Source organism: Cupriavidus gilardii (genome assembly GCF_017598945.1).
GTDB classification, from domain to species: Bacteria; Pseudomonadota; Gammaproteobacteria; order Burkholderiales; family Burkholderiaceae; genus Cupriavidus; species Cupriavidus gilardii_E.
Genome location: NZ_JAGFTW010000061.1, coordinates 1 through 15,320, shown reverse-complemented (window position 1 = coordinate 15,320; position 15,320 = coordinate 1). Strand labels below are relative to the sequence as shown.

The following is a 15,320-nucleotide window of genomic DNA, read 5'->3' as shown; positions in this document are numbered from 1 at the left end:
GCGTCAACGACAGGCCGCGGATTTCCAATATCTGGAAATTCGTTCCATCGTTTGACGGTTATCGTCACGGCCAACCACACTGGATTTCAGGAGACAACATGAACACGCCGGTCGAACAATTCATCGCCGAGCGCCGCCGCGACGATCCGTCGTTCGGCGGACTGCTGGCCAAGGGCTTTGCCTTGCTGCGCTGCTTCATCGACGAGCCGCAGCCGATGGGCAACGGCGAGCTGTCGCGCCGGCTGCAACTGCCGCGGGCGACCGTGTCGCGCATCTGCAAGACCTTGTACGAGCTCGGCTATCTGGACTGGGACCCGAAGCTCGACAAGTACTTTGTCAGCGCGCAGGTGCTAGCGCTCGGCTATCCCTACCTGACCGGCCTGCCGATGCGGCATACCGCGCGGCCCCTGATGCAGGCGCTGGCGGACCGCATCGACGGCGCGGTGTCGATGGGCGTCGCCCACCGGCTGGACGTGACCTATCTGCTCACCTGCACGCACAACGAGGGCACGCCGGCGCGGCCCGGCGTCGGCGCGGTACGGTCGGTGCTGACCACCGGCATGGGGCGCGCTTTCCTCTGCACGCTGTCGAAGATCGAGTTCCAGAAGCTGATGGACGCCGCGCGGCTCGAACGTCCCGACGAATACGCCGCCAGCTACGACCGCATCTGCCACAACGTCGCCCACTATCCCAAGCGCGGCTACGCGATCAACGAGGGCGAGGCCGGCATCGGCGTGCATGGTGTCGGCATCTACTCGCGCATCGTCTATCTGAACCGCCCGCTGCTGTTCAACTGTGCGATCGCCGGCAGCAAGCTGCGCCGCGGCATGCTGGAAAAGCGCGTGGCGCCGATGCTGGCCGAGATGGTGCGCAGCATCGAGCAGGCGGCCGGCGTCGGGCGGTAGGTCCGCCCAGCACGCCGCACCGCACGGCGCCGCACCGCAGGGCCTGACAAACGAGACACCACGATGCCGCCCCAACGGCGCCATCGACTGACGACAACAACGGAGACATCGATGCCAGACCCGACCCCTGACCTGTCCGCCTTGCTGCGCCCCCGCTCGATCGCCGTGATCGGCGCCTCGTCCCAACCGGAGAAGGTCGGCGGCATGCCGATTCGCCTGCTGCGCGAGCTCGGGTATCGCGGCCGCGTGCATCCGGTCAATACGGCGGCGGCCGAGATCCAGGGCCTGCCCGCGACGCCGTCGCTCGACGCGCTCGGCGAGCCGGTCGATCTTGCGATCGTCGCCGTGCCGGCGCTGGCCGGCGCCGACGTGATGGCCCAGCTGGCGGCCAATGGCACGCGGGCGGCGGTGTTCTTCACGTCCGGCTTCGCCGAGGTCGGCGAGGCGGGCACCCGGATGCAGCAGGCGCTGGCCGAACAGGCGCGGCATCACGGCATCACGCTGCTGGGGCCCAATTGCCTCGGCGCGATGAATCTGCGCGAGCGCATGTTCGCGACCTTCTCGCCGATTCCGTTGAGCGGCCTGCCGCCGCTGGGCGATGTGGGGCTGGTCAGCCAGAGCGGGGCCTTCGGCGCCTATGCGTTTGCGCTGGCACGCGAGGCCGGTCTGGGCCTGAGCCACTGGGTCACCACCGGCAACGAGGCCGGGCTGCAGGTCGCCGACGTGATCGAATGGCTGGCGCACGACGACGATACGCGCGTGATCCTCACCTATATGGAAGGCTGCCGCGATGGCGGCCGTTTGCGCCGCGCGCTGGCCGCCGCGCGCGCGGCGGGCAAGCCGGTGGTGGTGGCCAAGGTCGGTGTCACCGAGGCCGGCGCGCGTTCGGCGCAGTCGCATACCGCCAGCCTGGCGGGCGAGGACGCGGTCTACCAGGCGGTGTTCGACGAATACGGCGTGCATCGCGCCGAATCGCTGGAAGCGTTCTTCCGGCTCGGCTATGTGCTGTCGCGCGGCCGCCGGCCGTCACGTTGGCACAGCGGCAGCGGCCTGGCCGCCGATGCGGTGGCGCCGGTGGCGATCGTCACGGTGTCCGGCGGCGTCGGCATCATGATGGCCGATCGCGCCGAGCAGCTGGGTTTGCCGATGCCGCCGATGCCGGCCGCCCCCGCCGAGGCGCTGCGCAAAGCGATTCCGTTTGCCAGCACCGCCAATCCGATCGACGTCACCGGCCAGATCGTGGCGCAGCCGCGCGTGCTGCTGGACGCGCTGCGCGATGTCGCCGCATGCGGGGAATACGGCAGCGTGGTGACCTTTCTCGCGGCCGGCGCCAATGCGCCCGCGCTGTGGCCCGAGCTGCAGCGCACCGTGGCGTGGCTGCACGACAACGCGGACAGCGCGCCGCTGCTGCTGTGCGGGCTGGTTGCCGACGATCGCCGCGCCTGGCTGGAGCAGCACGGTTGCCTGGTGTTCCGCGAGCCGGCGCATGCGATCGAAGCGGTGGCGGCACTGGCCCGGGCGGCGGCGCAGTGCGCGCGCCGCAATGGATGCGACGAAGCTTTGCCGGAGCGCCTGCCGGCACTGCCACGAATCGCAGCGGACGCCAACGCGCTGTCCGAACACGAGGCGATGCAACTGCTGGCCGAAGCCGGCGTACCGGTGGCCCCGCACGGCCTGGCGCGCGACGCAGGGGAGGCGGTGCGCATCGCCGATCGGCTCGGCTATCCGGTCGCGGTCAAGCTGTGCTCGCGCGAGATCCTGCACAAGAGCGATGTCGGCGGCGTGGCGTTGAACCTGCACGATGCCGACGCGGTGCGTGCGGCGTTTGCGCACGTGCGCGATGCGGTCGGCCGTCATGCGGCTGACCATGGCGGCGCGCCGGTGCCGTTCGAGGGCGTGGTGGTCGCACGCATGCTGCGGGGCTGGGGCGAGCTGATGGTCGGCGTCCGGCGCGATCCCGTGTTCGGCCTCGTCGCGCTGGCAGGCATCGGCGGCACCGCGGTCGAGGTGTTTCGGCAGATGGCATTCGGCCTGGCGCCGCTGTCGATGCCGCGCGCGCTGGCGATGCTGCGCGACAGCCGGGCCGAGGCGCTGTTTGCCGGCCATCGCGGCAATCCCGCCGTGCCGCTGGAACAGGTGGCCCAGGTGCTGGTGCGCGTGTCGCAGGCCGCCGCCGCGATCGGGCCGCGGCTCGACACGCTGGAGATCAATCCCTTCATCGTCACGGCCGAGGGGCCGGTGGCGGCCGATGCCGTGATCACGCTGCGGCAGGACGCGCATTGAAACCCGAGCGAGCACACGACATGAACCATCCCGCCAGCCCCATCTTTTCCGCCCCTGTCTACGACAATCCCCAACAGGCCCTGACCGCCGCCGCCGCGCTGCCACTGGTGATCTACGGCTACCCGCTGATCGAAACGCTGCGCACCTGCCGCCTGCAGACCTCGGTCGAGGCTGCCACCGGCTACGGCCGGGCCCCGGTCAACGTGTTGTCGGCCAGCACGCGCCAATGGACGCACGAGGACCGCGACATCGTCACGCCGGCCAACGACCTGCTGTACTTCTGCGGCTGGGTCGATCTGACCGACGGCCCCGTGACGCTGCACGTGCCACCGCTGACCGAGCCGGATCGCTACTACGTGGTCGAGCTGCTCGACGCGCATACCAACAACTTCGAGAACCTCGGGCCGCGGATCGTGCCCGCGGACGGCGCGGCGGTGCAGCTCGTCGGCCCGGGCCAGCGGGCCAGCGCTGCCTACGCCGTGGCCTGTCCGACCTCGCTGGTCTGGCTGCTCGGCCGCGTGCTGGTGCAGGGCGAGCGGGACCTGCCGGCGGCGCATGCGTTCGAGCGGGGCTTCCGGCTCGATGCGCCGGCGATCGGCCGGCAGCCGCAATGCGTACGGCTGTGGCGCGACACCGGGGACGCCGCGCTCGACTTCTTCCACAACCTGTTCCAGGCGCTGCGCGAATTTCCGCCGTCGGCCGAGGAACGGGGCCTGCTGACGCTGCTGCGGCGCCTCGGCATCCGGCTCGAGGACGACGTCGAGATCGCCGCGCTGCGCCCGGCGGTGCAGGCCGGGCTTGTCAGCGCGTATCGCCAGGGCATGCAGCTGATCGAGGCGCATACGCGCAGCCAGGGGCGCAAGAGCTGGGGCTACAGCCTGAAGCTGGGGCTGTACGGCGACGACTGGCTGCTGCGGGCCACCACTGCGATGAAGGGGCTCGGTGCGCTGCGCGCCGACGAGGCCGTCTACGCGATGGCCGATTTCGATGCCGACGGGCAGCCGCTGTCCGGTGCCGGCACCTACGAGCTGCGCTTCCCTGCCGGCCATTTGCCGCCGGCGCAGGCATTCTGGTCGGTGTCGCTGTATGGCGAGGACCGCTTCTTCACCGCCAACGCGATCGGCCGCCATGCGATCGGCGACCGCACGCCGGGCCTGCGCTACGAGGCCGACGGCAGCCTGGCGATCACCCTCTCGCACGCACGTCCCGCTTCGATCGACAACTGGCTGCCGGCGCCGGCCGGACCGTTCTACCTGATCCTGCGGCTCTATCATCCGAGCCCCGCCTTCATGGCGGGCCAGTATGTCATTCCGCCCGTGCGGCGGATCTCCTGAGGAGGCCGCCATGATGCGCTCCACCTTCTTTCGCGGCGGCCGGCTCGCCAGGCACTGGCTGATGTGGGTGCTGGTCGGCGTCGGCCTGGCCGTCGGCCCGCTGGCCCATGCGGACAGCTACCCCTCGCGTCCCGTCAAGCTGATCTCGCCCTATGGCGCCGGCGGTTCCAACGACACCTCGGCGCGTGTGCTGGCCGACGCGCTGAGCCACAAGTACGGCCAGCAGTTCGTGGTCGAGAACCGGCCCGGCGCCGGCACGCGCGTCGCCAACGAGCTGGTCGCGCATGCCGCGCCCGACGGCTACACGCTGCTGTGGGCGGCCGCGCCGTTTGCCATCAATACGGCGGCGGGCCTGAAGCAGCGCTACGACGTCGCGAAGGATTTCAAGCCGGTCGGCCCGCGCGTGGTCGGGCCGATCTTCCTGATCGTCAATGCATCGTCGCCGGCGCGCACGCTGGCGGACTTCGTCAAGCTCGCGCGCGAGAAGAAGGACGGCATCACCCTGGCCTCGCCCGGCATCGGCTCCGGCCCGCATCTGACCGGCGAGCTGTTCGCCGCGCAGGCCGGCTTCAAGGCGCTGACCGTGCATTACAAGGGCGACGCCACCGCCTATACCGAGCTGCTGGCGGGACGGGTCGATGCCACCCTCACTGCCATTACCTCGGCGCTGCCGTTCATCAAGGCTGGCAAGCTGCGCGTGCTGGCGGTCGCGTCGGAGCAGCGCAGCCCGGTGTATCCGGACGCGCCGACCTTCGCCGAGCAAGGCCATGCCGGCGTGGTCGGCTACGGCTGGTTCGGCCTGGTGGCGCCGGCCGGCACGCCGGACGCGATCGTGCGCCAGCTCAATCGCGATGCCAGCGCGGTGTTTGCCGATCCGGCCGTTCGCGCGAAGCTGCACGGGCTCGGCCTGCAGCCGGAGCCGATGGGCAGCGCGGCCTTCGGCCAGTTCATCGACGGCGAGGTCCGCAAATGGGGCGAGCTGATCCGGCGGACCGGATTGGTGCTGGAGTAGCGGGGTCTTCGGAAGACTCGGGCGGATACCGCTACGGAAAGCGCGGCGCCAGGTCGGCCTTGATCCAGTCGATCAGCGCGCGCGTGCGTGCCGGCAGCATCCGCGCGTGCGGATAGATGATCGACAGCGGCCACGCCGGCAGCTCGTAGTCCTCCAGCACGATGCGCAGCGTCTTGTCCGCAACCAGCGGCGCGACCTGGTAGGACAGGAAGTGGCCGAAGCCGGCGCCCGCCGCGCAGGCCGCCACCGCCGGGGCGACCTGGTTGAATTCCAGATTGCCGCTGACCGGTACCTGGAACACCCGCTCGCCTTGCCGGAACGTCCACCAGTGCGAGCTCCCGCCGCTGAAGCGCAGGCAGCGCGCCTGCGCCAGACCCTCGGGATGGCGCGGCACGCCATGCTTGCGCAGGAATGCCGGCGTGGCGACCACCACGCGGCGGATCCGCCCGACCGGCTGGGCGATCAGCGTCGAGTCGCGCAGCGGCCCGATCCGCACGCCGACATCGACGCCTTCCTCGAGCAGATCGACCACGCGGTCGACGAAATTCAGCGTGCAATGGACGGCCGGATAGTGCTGCACGAAGCGGGTGACCGCCGGCGCCACATACATCTGGCCGAACAGCACCGGCGCGGTCACCGTCAGGTTGCCGGCGAGCTCGACCTGGCGCGTGGTCAGTCCGGCCTCGACCTCGTCGATGGTGGCCAGGATGCGGCGGCAGCTGTCGAGATAGCTGCCGCCGTCCTCGGTCAGCGCCAGCCGGCGCGTGGTGCGGTTCAGCAGCCGTACCTGCAGATGCGCCTCCAGCGCGGCCAGCGTGCGCACCACCGCCGGCAGCGAGGTGCCGAGCGACGCCGCTGCGGCGGTCAGGCTGCCCTTGTCGACGATCCGGACGAAGGTTTGCATCGCGCGAAGTTTGTCCATCGCGCGACATTACTCCATTTATTGGAGTAGTCAAATACCTTCGGCGATCTTTATTGCGGACCGGTCGCGGACCACAATGCGGGCATTCGCAACCCCTTCTGCAATGAAACGGAGCCGACCATGTCCGCTGCATCTTCCCGTCCCGCCGCCCCGCTGGTGCTGTATCACACGCCGATGTCGGGCCATTGCCATCGTGTGGAGCTGATGCTGTCGCTGCTCGATCTGCCCTACCGCTGCGAGCTGGTCAACGTCCGCGGCGGCGAGCACAAGCGCGAGCCGTTCCTGCGCCTGAACCCGTTCGGGCAGATTCCGGTGCTCGACGACAACGGCACCGTGATCGCCGACTCCAACGCGATCCTGGTGTATCTGGCGCTGCGCTACGACGAAGCGGGCCGGTGGCTGCCGCGCGATCCGGTCAAGGCCGCCGCGGTGCAGCGCTGGCTGTCGGTCGCCGCCGGCGAGATCGCCTTCGGCCCGGCCCGGGCGCGGCTCGCGGGCCTGTTCGGCATGGACGTGCCCGTCGACGATGCCCGCCGGCAGGCCGAACGGCTGTTCACGGCGATGGAACCGCTGCTGGCCGCATCGGCCTTCCTGGTGGGCCCGGATGCCACGCTGGCCGATGTCGCCGCCTATGCCTACATCGCCCGAGCCGAAGAGGGCGGCATCAGCCTGGCCCCGTATCCGGCGATCCGCGCCTGGCTGGCCCGCGTCGAAGCGCTGCCGCGCTTCGTGCCGATGCCGGTCGCCAAGGCTGCGGCCTGATTCCTTTCATCGGATTGACCACACCATCCCGGAGCGCTCATGGAACTGCCGACCTGGCCTCACGAAGGCTCGCCCTTCCACCGCGGTGAACAGCTCGCGCAAGAGCGAGCAGGCAAGCGCGAGAAGATGGAGGCGGTGGGCCGTCGCATCGTACGCGGTGAAATGCCGGAGCAGCATCGGCTGTTCTTCGCGCAATTGCCGTTTCTGCTGGCCGGCGCCCGCACCGGCGATGGCGGCGTCTGGGCGACGATGCTGGTCGGCTCGCCGGGATTCGCCTATGCGCCCGATCCGTTCGCGCTGCGCGTCGATGCGCTGCCGCTGCCAGGCGATCCGCTGGACAATGCCCTGCGCGATGGCGCCGACCTGGGTCTGCTCGGCATCGAATTGCCGACCCGTCGGCGCAACCGCCTCAATGGCGTGGTCGCCCAGCGCGACGCGGACGGCTTCACGCTGGAGGTGCGGCAGAGCTTCGGCAATTGCCCACGCTATATCCAGCAGCGCGAATTGCAGCCTGCCGGGCCGTCATCGATCGCTGCGGACGAAGCTCTGCCTGCACCGGAGGTATTGGACCGGCTCGACGACGACGCGATCGAGCTGGTGCGGCGCGCCGATACGCTCTTCATCGCCACCCATCACAGCGAACCGGACGCGCCGCACAGCGGCGGCGCCGATGTCTCGCATCGCGGCGGCAAGCCGGGCTTCGTGCGGGTGGACGGCGATCGCACGCTGGTGATGCCGGACTTCAACGGCAACGCCTACTTCAACACGATCGGCAACCTGGTCGCCAATCCGCGCGGGGGCCTGCTGTTCGTCGATTGGGAGACGGGCACGCTGCTGCATGTGGCGGTGCGCGCGGAGATCGTCTGGGAGGGTCCCGAAGTCGAGGCGTACGCCGGTGCCGAGCGGCTGGTGCGGATGCAGGTGGAGCAGGCGATCCGGCGGCCGGGCGTACTGCCGCTGCGCGCGCGGCTCGTCAGCGTGTCGCCGGTGCTGGCCGAGACCGGCGAGTGGCCGGCCTCGACCGGCGATCAGCATTGATTGGTGGGCGTCGCCATCACGTTGTGCGCGTTGCCGTAGTAGCAGGTCATCCTTCCACGACGGGTGGGCGCTGGCTTTCCCCTCTCCCGCTTGCGGGAGAGGGGCAGGGGAGAGGGCAACGGCGTTTTCCATGCGATCGCCGCTGGACATCGCCCCCCTCTCCCCAACCCTCTCCCCCTTTACAGGGGGAGAGGGAGAACACCATGGGCCCCGTCCGATCTACTCCCGACGGAAGGCAGGTTCAGTGTCATGCCAGCTCGCTTTCGTGCCAATGCGACAGCGCCAGCCGCGACAGCATCACCATCGCGCCGAACAGCAGCACGCCGGTCACCGTGATCAGCACCAGCGCGGCGAACAGGCGGGGGATATTGAGCGCGAAGCCGGCCTGCAGGATCTGATAGGCAAGCCCTGCGCCGGTACCGCCGGTGCCGGCGACGAACTCGGCCACCACTGCGCCGATCAACGCCAGGCCGCAGCTGATGCGCAGTCCGCCGAAGAAATACGGCAGTGCGCTGGGCACGCGCAGTCGGCGCAGCGTGTCCCAGCGCGTGGCGCGGTTGATGCGGAACAGGTTCAGCAGGCCGGGATTGACGCTGCGCAGCCCGAGCACCGTGTTCGAGATGATCGGAAAGATGGCGACCATGGTGGCGCAGATGACCAGCGCCATCGTGGGTTCCTTGACCCAGATGATGATCAGCGGCGCGATGGCGACCACCGGCGTGACCTGCAGCAGGATCGCGTAGGGAAACAGGCTGGCTTCGAGCAGCCGGCTCTGCACGAACACGAAGGCCGCTGCGGTGCCCAGCACGACGGCCAGCGCGAACGCCAGCATCGTGATGCGCAGCGTCACCCAGAGCGAGCCGGACAGCAGCGACCAGTCCTCGACCAGAGTGCGGGCGATCGCCGACGGCGTCGGCACCAGATACGGCGGCACGTCGAGCCAGACGCAGACGGCCTGCCAGGCCAGCAACATCAGCGCGCCGACGGCCAGCGGCGCGGCAATGCGCTGTACGGCGGGACGCGACAGCAGGGGGGATGCCATGATCGGACTCCTTCGATACGCCTGGATTTCGGTTACGCGGGATCGGCCGGTGCGACGCCGGTGTTGGCCTGCGTCAGCAGCGCCGACAGCCGCGCGCAGTGCTGCATGAACTCCGCGGAAACGCGGTAGGCCTCGTCGCGTACCGTGGGACCGTCGATCGCCACGTCGGCGATCACGCGGCCCGGCCGCGCCGCCATCACGACCACGCGGCTCGACAGATAGACCGCCTCGTAGATGCTGTGCGTGACGAACACCACGGTCAGGCGGCGCTCGGCCCACAGCGCCCGCAGATCGGCGTCGAGCCGGTTGCGCGTAAATTCGTCGAGCGCGCCGAAGGGCTCGTCCATCAGCAGCAGATCCGGGTCGGTCGCCAGCGCCCGCGCGATCGACACGCGCATCTGCATGCCGCCCGACAGCTCGCGCGGATAGACCTGGCCGAACTGGGACAGCCCGACCAGCGCCAGCGCACGTGTCACGCGCTCGTCGGCCTGATCGCGCGGCATGCGCGCCAGATCGAGCGGCAGCCGCACGTTGTCGGCGACCTTCGCCCACGGCATCAGCGTCGCTTCCTGGAACACCATCGCCAGCGTGCGGCGCGCGCCGGCGTCGGCCGCGGCAGCGGGCTTTGCGCCCGGCAGCGCGCCTTCGCCCCACCAGCGCAGATGGCCGGCCGACGGCGCTTCCAGCCGGGCAAACAGCTTCAGCAGCGTGCTCTTGCCGCAGCCGGACGGGCCCAGCAGCGAGACGAATTCGCCGGGCCGGATCGACAGCCTGACACGCTCAAGCGCCACGGTGCCGTTGGGGTAGGTCTTCTCGACCTGGTTGGCGAACAGGATCGGCGCGTCGGCGGCGTGGGTGTCGATCGGCCCCGCCGTTGCGGGACCGATCGGCATGGCGATGCCGGCATGCGCCGACGATGGGGTGCCGGGACGAACGCGAAACAGGGCGGACATGGGGGTCTCCGGTTGTCTGCGGTAGGGCGTGGCCGCGTGCCGAGGCGTTCAGCCGCTGACGACGGGCACGCGGAACACTTCCTTCTCGCCGTGCCGGTCCAGCAGGTCCAGCAGCATCCTGCGCATCAGCAGGCCCGGCTTGTCGGACTCCATGTGGAACTCGACGCGGCGTCGCGTATCGATGCAGGCGTCGTAGTCCGTGGCCTCGAGAATCTCGCGATCCTCGGCGACGATGGGCGCGTCCCAGGCGATCAGCTCCTCGGTCGAGCAGTCTTCCTCGCGGTCGTTGCGATAAAGCCATTGCGACAGCATCACGGTCTTGTCGTCGATCGGCGTCGCGCAGTTGTAGATGATGTGATGGCGTCCGCTGGCCGGATAGATGCAGCCGAAGCGGCGCGTGAACGGCATGTCCCAGCGGTTGAACATATGCCGGTAGGTGGTCGGCTCGGTGGTGCCCGTCACGCGATGGCCCGCTTCGATATTGCGGATCGGCACCAGCGTCTCGGCCTCGAAGCCCCATTCGCGCTGCTTCAGCTCGTATTTCTCCGGCCTGGGCTGGTCGGCGATACCGAAGTTGGCGCGATGCACGAAGCTGAAGTGCGAGTTGTCGAACGCGTTCTCCATCACGCGCAGCGGACTGGTGTTCCATTGCTCGTAGTACTGCAGGATGCGGCGATAGGCCGGGTCGCCCTCTTCCGGGAAATCGGGAATCGGCTGCAGCGGATCGTCCAGCGCCACCCACACGTAGCCGTATTTCTGCTCGGCGCGATAGGCCGGCACGCGGGCGCCCGCCGGCACCCGGCTGTCGGGCGCCTGCGGAATCCGCACGCAGGCGCCGGAGCAGTCGTACTCCCAGCCGTGATAGCCGCAGACGATGTCGCCGCGCTCATTGACCCAGCCCTTGGAGAGCTTCGCGGTGCGGTGGCAGCAGCGGTCCTGCAACGCGGCCACGGAACCGTCGGGGCGTTTCCACAGCACCAGGTTCTCGCCGAGCAGCGTGAAGGGCCTGGGGCCGTCGTCAAGCATCGAGACCGGCATCAGCGCGTACCAGAAGCGGCGCAACACGGGTTGTCGGGTGACCAGCATGGTGAATCCTCGGAATGCGAAAGGCGCGCGATGGCGCCGGGGTTCGGGTTGAACGGTGGTGGCGAAGGCGTTCGATGGCGTGGGGACGCGGCTCAGGGCATGACCTTCAGATCCCTGACGAACTGCGTGGTGTAGGCCGGCTTCCAGTCGGTGTCGGCCTTCAGCAGGCCGGCGCCGACCATGAAGTCGCGCGTCTTCTGCCAGCGCGCGTCGGTCATCACGCCGATCCCGTGGCGCGCCGCGTCGCCGCCGTCGACCAGCCGGTATTCCTTCAGTTTGGCCAGACCCCAGGCCAGCTGGTCGTCCTTCATGTTGGGGTTGTCCCGCTTGATCAGCGCGTTGGCCGGGGCAGGATTGGCCAGATAGCTCTTCCAGCCTTCCATCGATGCCCGCACGAAGCGCGCGACCAGATCGGGCTTGTCCTTGACGGTCTTCTGCATCGTCACGATGGTGGTGCCGTAGGGTGGATAGCCATCGTTGGCGAACAGGAAGAAGCGCGTCCTGACGCCGGCCTTCTCCGCGGCGAACACCTCCGACGAGGCGTAGGCCTGCTGCGCGGTGTTGCGGTCGGCGAAGAACGGCTGCAGGTTGAAGGTGTAGACGCGCGACTGCGTCTCGTCGAGCTGGTACTTCGCCTTCAGCCACGGCCACCAGGTGGTACGCCCCGAGGTCGAGACCAGCACGGTACGGGTCTTCAGATCGGCGAGACCATTGACGTCGTCGTGCGTCATCATCCCTTGCAGATCGCTCTGGAACGAGGCGCCGACCGTGGTCACCGGCACGCCCTGCTCGATGCTCTTGAGCACCTGCAGGTCGTAGCCCATCAGGAAGTCGGCCTGGCCGCTGGTCAGGATCTGCATGCCGTTGACCTGCGGTCCGCCCATGCGGATGGTCACGTCGAGGCCATGCTTCTTGTAGATGCCCTCGGCCACCGCCTGATAGAAGCCGCCGTGCTCGGCCTGCGCATACCAGGACGTCAGGAAGGTGACCTTGTCGGCGGCAAAGGCGGCCGCCGGGGCGATGGTCAGTGCGGCGGCTGCCAGTGCGCCTGCCAGCAGGCGTCGGCGTGAACGGTGCGGAGCGGTGGCCGATGCGTTCTCGGCCGCCAGCGCGGGAGCAGAGTGCGACGTGTTCATGGGGTCGGTGGTGTCGTCGTCAAAGGGGGAGGGGCGAACGTGGGCGGCACCGGCGCTCAGGGCGGGCGCGGCATGGCGTGGCGATGGGACGGGAAGGCGTGGCAGGGACGGGACATCGTGTGCGCTCTCTCTCGTTCGCGGCCGTGGCGGCCGGGTTCAACACGCGGCGCGCGCATGGCGCTGCCGGTGACGACCGGTGGTCGTGAGAGCAATGTCCCGCGCCGGGGGCATCGGCCTGCGATGGCGATGCGTCGGCGCTAACCGCTTCTACTCGGAGGGGAATCTCGCAAGAGGCATGCCACGCGAGATCGGCGTGCGAGGTGGCCTGGATCAGGTCCGGTGCGCCAACTGTGGGCGCCGGGGTTTGCATCGGATCGCGGCTTTGGTGCAGCGTGATGCGATCCGGTGCGGGTCAACGTCTGGGGCGCGATCCTGTGAGGTTCAACGCTTGGGCTGGCGATTGAGCAGCGCCGCGCATCGGCCGAAGGCAGTGGTCAGGCAGCAGCTGTCGCCGCTCCAGTCGCCGCCCTGGACGATGCCATCGGCGCCGGCAATCAAGCGGCGCTGGCAGCGGCCTACCGTGGCGGGCGCGGGGTCGGTCGGCGCGCGCGCTTCGCGCGGTCCGCTGCCGGGCGCTTGCGCACGCGGGAATTCGTCGGTCCATACGTAGGCGGTACCGTTGGCCAGCGGCTGCACGGCAGTCGGCGGGCCCCATTGCGTCCTGGCGCGATCGATCGGTGTCGCACGCCACGAGTCGATGATCGACTGCATCGCGCCGGTCTGCGGGCTGGCGCAGCCGAACGGCGCGGTGACGGCAACCGCCGCGGTGGCGAGCCAGGCGGCGTGCGAGCGCCAGCGCGAGGCCGGTGCATGCGGCCGGGATGAGGCACGAATCGAAGGCATGGCGGCTCCCGCTGCGGCTGTTCCGTTACGACGCAGGCTATGCGACCGGCCACGCATTGCCAAGGCGGCAGTGTGCGCTGGCGTACAGACTAGCGCGGCCGGCGCGGATCCATGGCCGCGGTTCAGAACTCGAACAGCGGCAGCGGTGTCTGCGCGGCAGGGACGCGTCTGGGCCGTGCCGGCCCGGCCGCGCTGTCCCGCCGCGCGCCGAAGACCGGCTCGCACGGACGCAGCGCGAAGGTCGACGGACGAGGCAGCACGATGGCCTCGGCAAGCAGCCGCTCATGATGCGGCGCCAGGATCTGATAGCTGTCCAGATCGAAGCGGGCCGGCTCGCCCAGCAGCGTCGCGGCCTCTGCCAGCGAGGCAACGGAACCGAGATAGCACCAGTTGTCGATGACATGCCATTGGGCGCGCGCGTGGTTCTGCTCGCGCCAGGCGATCGGGCCGGCGAACGGCCACGGTGCGATCGCCAGCGGACGCAGCGCGTCGGCCAGCCGCTCCCGATGCGCGCGCAGCGGCTCGGCGCCCACGCAGGCGCCGGCGCATCGATGAAGCTGCCGCGCAAAACACGGGGTTCCGATCCGGCCGCGCTGTTCCAGCGTCAGCGTGGCCTGACAGAGGCCGTGCTGCTCGGCAAGCTCGCGCAGGCGGCTGTACGCGCCGGCGCGGCTGGCGGCGACGGCGAACAGGCCGCGATGCCGGCTGAAATCGGTATCGCGGTCCGAACGCAAGCGCGGCGCCATCAGGCCGTCCGGCAGTTCCCACGCGAACAGCGGCCCCTTGCGCCGCAGCAGCGTGTTGTGCACCGGCTCCAGCTGCTTGACCAGCAGCGCCTCCTGCAGCAGCGCGCCGATCTCGCCGCCGGTCTCGCGCCATTCGACCCGCCGCACCGCACGCGATAGCCGCAGGTCCTTCGCATAGCGATAGTCGCCGGAGAAATGCGCGCCGATTCGCTGGCGCAGGTTGACGCTCTTGCCGACATAGAGCGGCGCGTCGTTGTCGCCATGGAACAGATAGACGCCGGGCGCCTGCGGGACATCGTCGAGCGCGGTCTCCTCGAGTCCTGCCGGCAGACTGGCGCGCTTGACCAGCGAGGCGATGGTCGACTCGACCAGCTCCACCGAATAGAGTCCGTGCACCTGCTGCCAGAACTGCCACAGCAGTTCGGCGTCGGCGAGCGCGCGGTGCCGGCCTTTCGGTTGCAGGCCGAAGCGCGCGATCAAGGCATCGAGCCCGTGGCGCTCCACCGAGGGGAACAGCGCGCGCGACAGCCGCACGGTGCAGAGCACGTCCGCGCGGAACGTAATGCCGGCGCGGCTGAACGACTGCTTCAGGAAGCCGTAGTCGAAGCGGGCGTTGTGGGCGACGAACAGCTTGCCTTGCAGCCGCTCCGCCAGGCTTTCCGCCAACGTCTCGAAAGTCGGCTGCCCGCGCACCATCTGTTCGGTGATGCCGGTCATGCGCTGGATGAACGGCGGGATCGCGCAACCGGGGTCCAGCAGCGTGTCCCACTCGGTCACGCCGTCCGGGCCGACCTCGACCACGCCGATCTCGGTGATGCGGTCGCGCTGGGCGTCCGTGCCGGTGGTCTCGAGGTCGACGAAGACGATGGGCCGGGCCAGCGCGGATGCCAGCGTGGCGGCGTCGAGCTGGCCCGGCGCGTCCGCGGGCAGGCGCTCGGCTAGATAAGTGGGCTGGTCTTGAGGGCTGGGCAGATCGGGCATCCAGCGATTCTAAGCGCCACCGAGACCGGGGCGCCGGGTTGGCAGGTAAGTGATCGATGCGCTGCCGCGAGCCGGTTCGTCGGGTCTGCAAAAAAGCGCTTGCATTGGCTGTCACGCTCCCTTAATATTCGCCCCCTCGCAGCCGAACGGCGGCGGGGTTGGCAGGGAAGGCAAAGGCGCTGCGGTGCTGGCGCCGCGGCAGAAAGTGCTGACAAAC

13 protein-coding genes are annotated in these 15,320 nt (G+C 69.4%); 6 read left to right on the top strand and 7 right to left on the bottom strand.

Annotated elements, in window-relative coordinates:
- The first annotated feature begins 98 nt into the window (after nt 1-98).
- The 4 genes from J5T34_RS23280 to J5T34_RS23265 all read left to right on the top strand — a co-directional run bounded on the left by J5T34_RS23280 (nt 99) and on the right by J5T34_RS23265 (nt 5,534).
- On the top strand, nt 99-905 hold the full coding sequence (locus tag J5T34_RS23280; RefSeq protein ID WP_208583269.1) for an IclR family transcriptional regulator: 807 nt from the start codon (nt 99-101) through the stop codon (nt 903-905).
- Nucleotides 906-1,016: 111 nt separating this feature from the next.
- Nucleotides 1,017-3,188 carry an acetate--CoA ligase family protein gene (locus tag J5T34_RS23275; protein WP_208583268.1) on the top strand — a complete coding sequence of 724 codons (2,172 nt, stop codon included), beginning with the start codon at nt 1,017-1,019 and terminating at the stop codon, nt 3,186-3,188.
- Nucleotides 3,189-3,208: 20 nt separating this feature from the next.
- Nucleotides 3,209-4,522: a DUF1254 domain-containing protein gene (locus J5T34_RS23270; RefSeq protein WP_208583267.1), complete on the top strand. Its 1,314-nt coding sequence runs from the start codon at nt 3,209-3,211 to the stop codon at nt 4,520-4,522.
- Between the two features lie 61 nt (nt 4,523-4,583).
- The gene (locus tag J5T34_RS23265; protein WP_244259214.1) at nt 4,584-5,534 is read left to right on the top strand and encodes a Bug family tripartite tricarboxylate transporter substrate binding protein; all 951 of its coding nucleotides are present in this window, start codon (nt 4,584-4,586) and stop codon (nt 5,532-5,534) included.
- Between the two features lie 31 nt (nt 5,535-5,565).
- On the opposite strand, the gene J5T34_RS23260 is transcribed toward J5T34_RS23265, so the two are convergent.
- Nucleotides 5,566-6,456 carry a LysR family transcriptional regulator gene (locus tag J5T34_RS23260; RefSeq protein WP_208583265.1) on the bottom strand — a complete coding sequence of 297 codons (891 nt, stop codon included), beginning with the start codon at nt 6,454-6,456 and terminating at the stop codon, nt 5,566-5,568.
- A gap of 120 nt (nt 6,457-6,576) precedes the next feature.
- Between J5T34_RS23260 and J5T34_RS23255 the strand changes: the two genes are divergently transcribed.
- Together J5T34_RS23255 and J5T34_RS23250 are read left to right on the top strand one after the other, a co-directional pair.
- Nucleotides 6,577-7,218 carry a glutathione S-transferase family protein gene (locus tag J5T34_RS23255; protein WP_208583264.1) on the top strand — a complete coding sequence of 214 codons (642 nt, stop codon included), beginning with the start codon at nt 6,577-6,579 and terminating at the stop codon, nt 7,216-7,218.
- Nucleotides 7,219-7,257: 39 nt separating this feature from the next.
- Nucleotides 7,258-8,256, top strand: a complete 999-nt coding sequence (locus tag J5T34_RS23250) for a pyridoxamine 5'-phosphate oxidase family protein (protein ID WP_208583263.1) — start codon at nt 7,258-7,260, stop codon at nt 8,254-8,256.
- 247 nt (nt 8,257-8,503) lie between these two features.
- On the opposite strand, the gene J5T34_RS23245 is transcribed toward J5T34_RS23250, so the two are convergent.
- From J5T34_RS23245 to J5T34_RS23220, 6 genes are all read right to left on the bottom strand, one after another.
- A complete protein-coding gene (locus tag J5T34_RS23245; RefSeq protein ID WP_208583262.1) occupies nt 8,504-9,298 on the bottom strand; it encodes an ABC transporter permease in 795 nt (264 codons plus the stop codon).
- A gap of 32 nt (nt 9,299-9,330) precedes the next feature.
- Nucleotides 9,331-10,191, bottom strand: coding sequence for an ABC transporter ATP-binding protein (locus tag J5T34_RS23240; RefSeq protein WP_208583352.1), 861 nt, complete (start codon nt 10,189-10,191; stop codon nt 9,331-9,333).
- A gap of 108 nt (nt 10,192-10,299) precedes the next feature.
- Nucleotides 10,300-11,337, bottom strand: a complete 1,038-nt coding sequence (locus J5T34_RS23235) for an aromatic ring-hydroxylating oxygenase subunit alpha (RefSeq protein ID WP_208583261.1) — start codon at nt 11,335-11,337, stop codon at nt 10,300-10,302.
- Nucleotides 11,338-11,429: 92 nt separating this feature from the next.
- On the bottom strand, nt 11,430-12,473 hold the full coding sequence (locus J5T34_RS23230; protein ID WP_244259205.1) for an ABC transporter substrate-binding protein: 1,044 nt from the start codon (nt 12,471-12,473) through the stop codon (nt 11,430-11,432).
- A 441-nt stretch (nt 12,474-12,914) separates the two neighbouring features.
- Nucleotides 12,915-13,376, bottom strand: coding sequence for a hypothetical protein (locus J5T34_RS23225; RefSeq protein WP_244259204.1), 462 nt, complete (start codon nt 13,374-13,376; stop codon nt 12,915-12,917).
- A 122-nt stretch (nt 13,377-13,498) separates the two neighbouring features.
- Entirely contained in the window at nt 13,499-15,103 is a 1,605-nt protein-coding gene (locus J5T34_RS23220) for a 3'-5' exonuclease family protein (RefSeq protein ID WP_208583260.1), read from the bottom strand.
- Nucleotides 15,104-15,320 lie beyond the last annotated feature (217 nt).

Coding starts and splice junctions, on each gene's coding strand:
- J5T34_RS23280 (WP_208583269.1), top strand. CDS start 99: ATGAACACGCCGGTCGAACAATTCATCGCCGAGCGCCGCCGCGACGAT.
- J5T34_RS23275 (WP_208583268.1), top strand. CDS start 1,017: ATGCCAGACCCGACCCCTGACCTGTCCGCCTTGCTGCGCCCCCGCTCG.
- J5T34_RS23270 (WP_208583267.1), top strand. CDS start 3,209: ATGAACCATCCCGCCAGCCCCATCTTTTCCGCCCCTGTCTACGACAAT.
- J5T34_RS23265 (WP_244259214.1), top strand. CDS start 4,584: ATGTGGGTGCTGGTCGGCGTCGGCCTGGCCGTCGGCCCGCTGGCCCAT.
- J5T34_RS23260 (WP_208583265.1), bottom strand. CDS start 6,456: ATGGACAAACTTCGCGCGATGCAAACCTTCGTCCGGATCGTCGACAAG.
- J5T34_RS23255 (WP_208583264.1), top strand. CDS start 6,577: ATGTCCGCTGCATCTTCCCGTCCCGCCGCCCCGCTGGTGCTGTATCAC.
- J5T34_RS23250 (WP_208583263.1), top strand. CDS start 7,258: ATGGAACTGCCGACCTGGCCTCACGAAGGCTCGCCCTTCCACCGCGGT.
- J5T34_RS23245 (WP_208583262.1), bottom strand. CDS start 9,298: ATGGCATCCCCCCTGCTGTCGCGTCCCGCCGTACAGCGCATTGCCGCG.
- J5T34_RS23240 (WP_208583352.1), bottom strand. CDS start 10,191: ATGCCGATCGGTCCCGCAACGGCGGGGCCGATCGACACCCACGCCGCC.
- J5T34_RS23235 (WP_208583261.1), bottom strand. CDS start 11,337: ATGCTGGTCACCCGACAACCCGTGTTGCGCCGCTTCTGGTACGCGCTG.
- J5T34_RS23230 (WP_244259205.1), bottom strand. CDS start 12,473: ATGAACACGTCGCACTCTGCTCCCGCGCTGGCGGCCGAGAACGCATCG.
- J5T34_RS23225 (WP_244259204.1), bottom strand. CDS start 13,376: ATGCCTTCGATTCGTGCCTCATCCCGGCCGCATGCACCGGCCTCGCGC.
- J5T34_RS23220 (WP_208583260.1), bottom strand. CDS start 15,103: ATGCCCGATCTGCCCAGCCCTCAAGACCAGCCCACTTATCTAGCCGAG.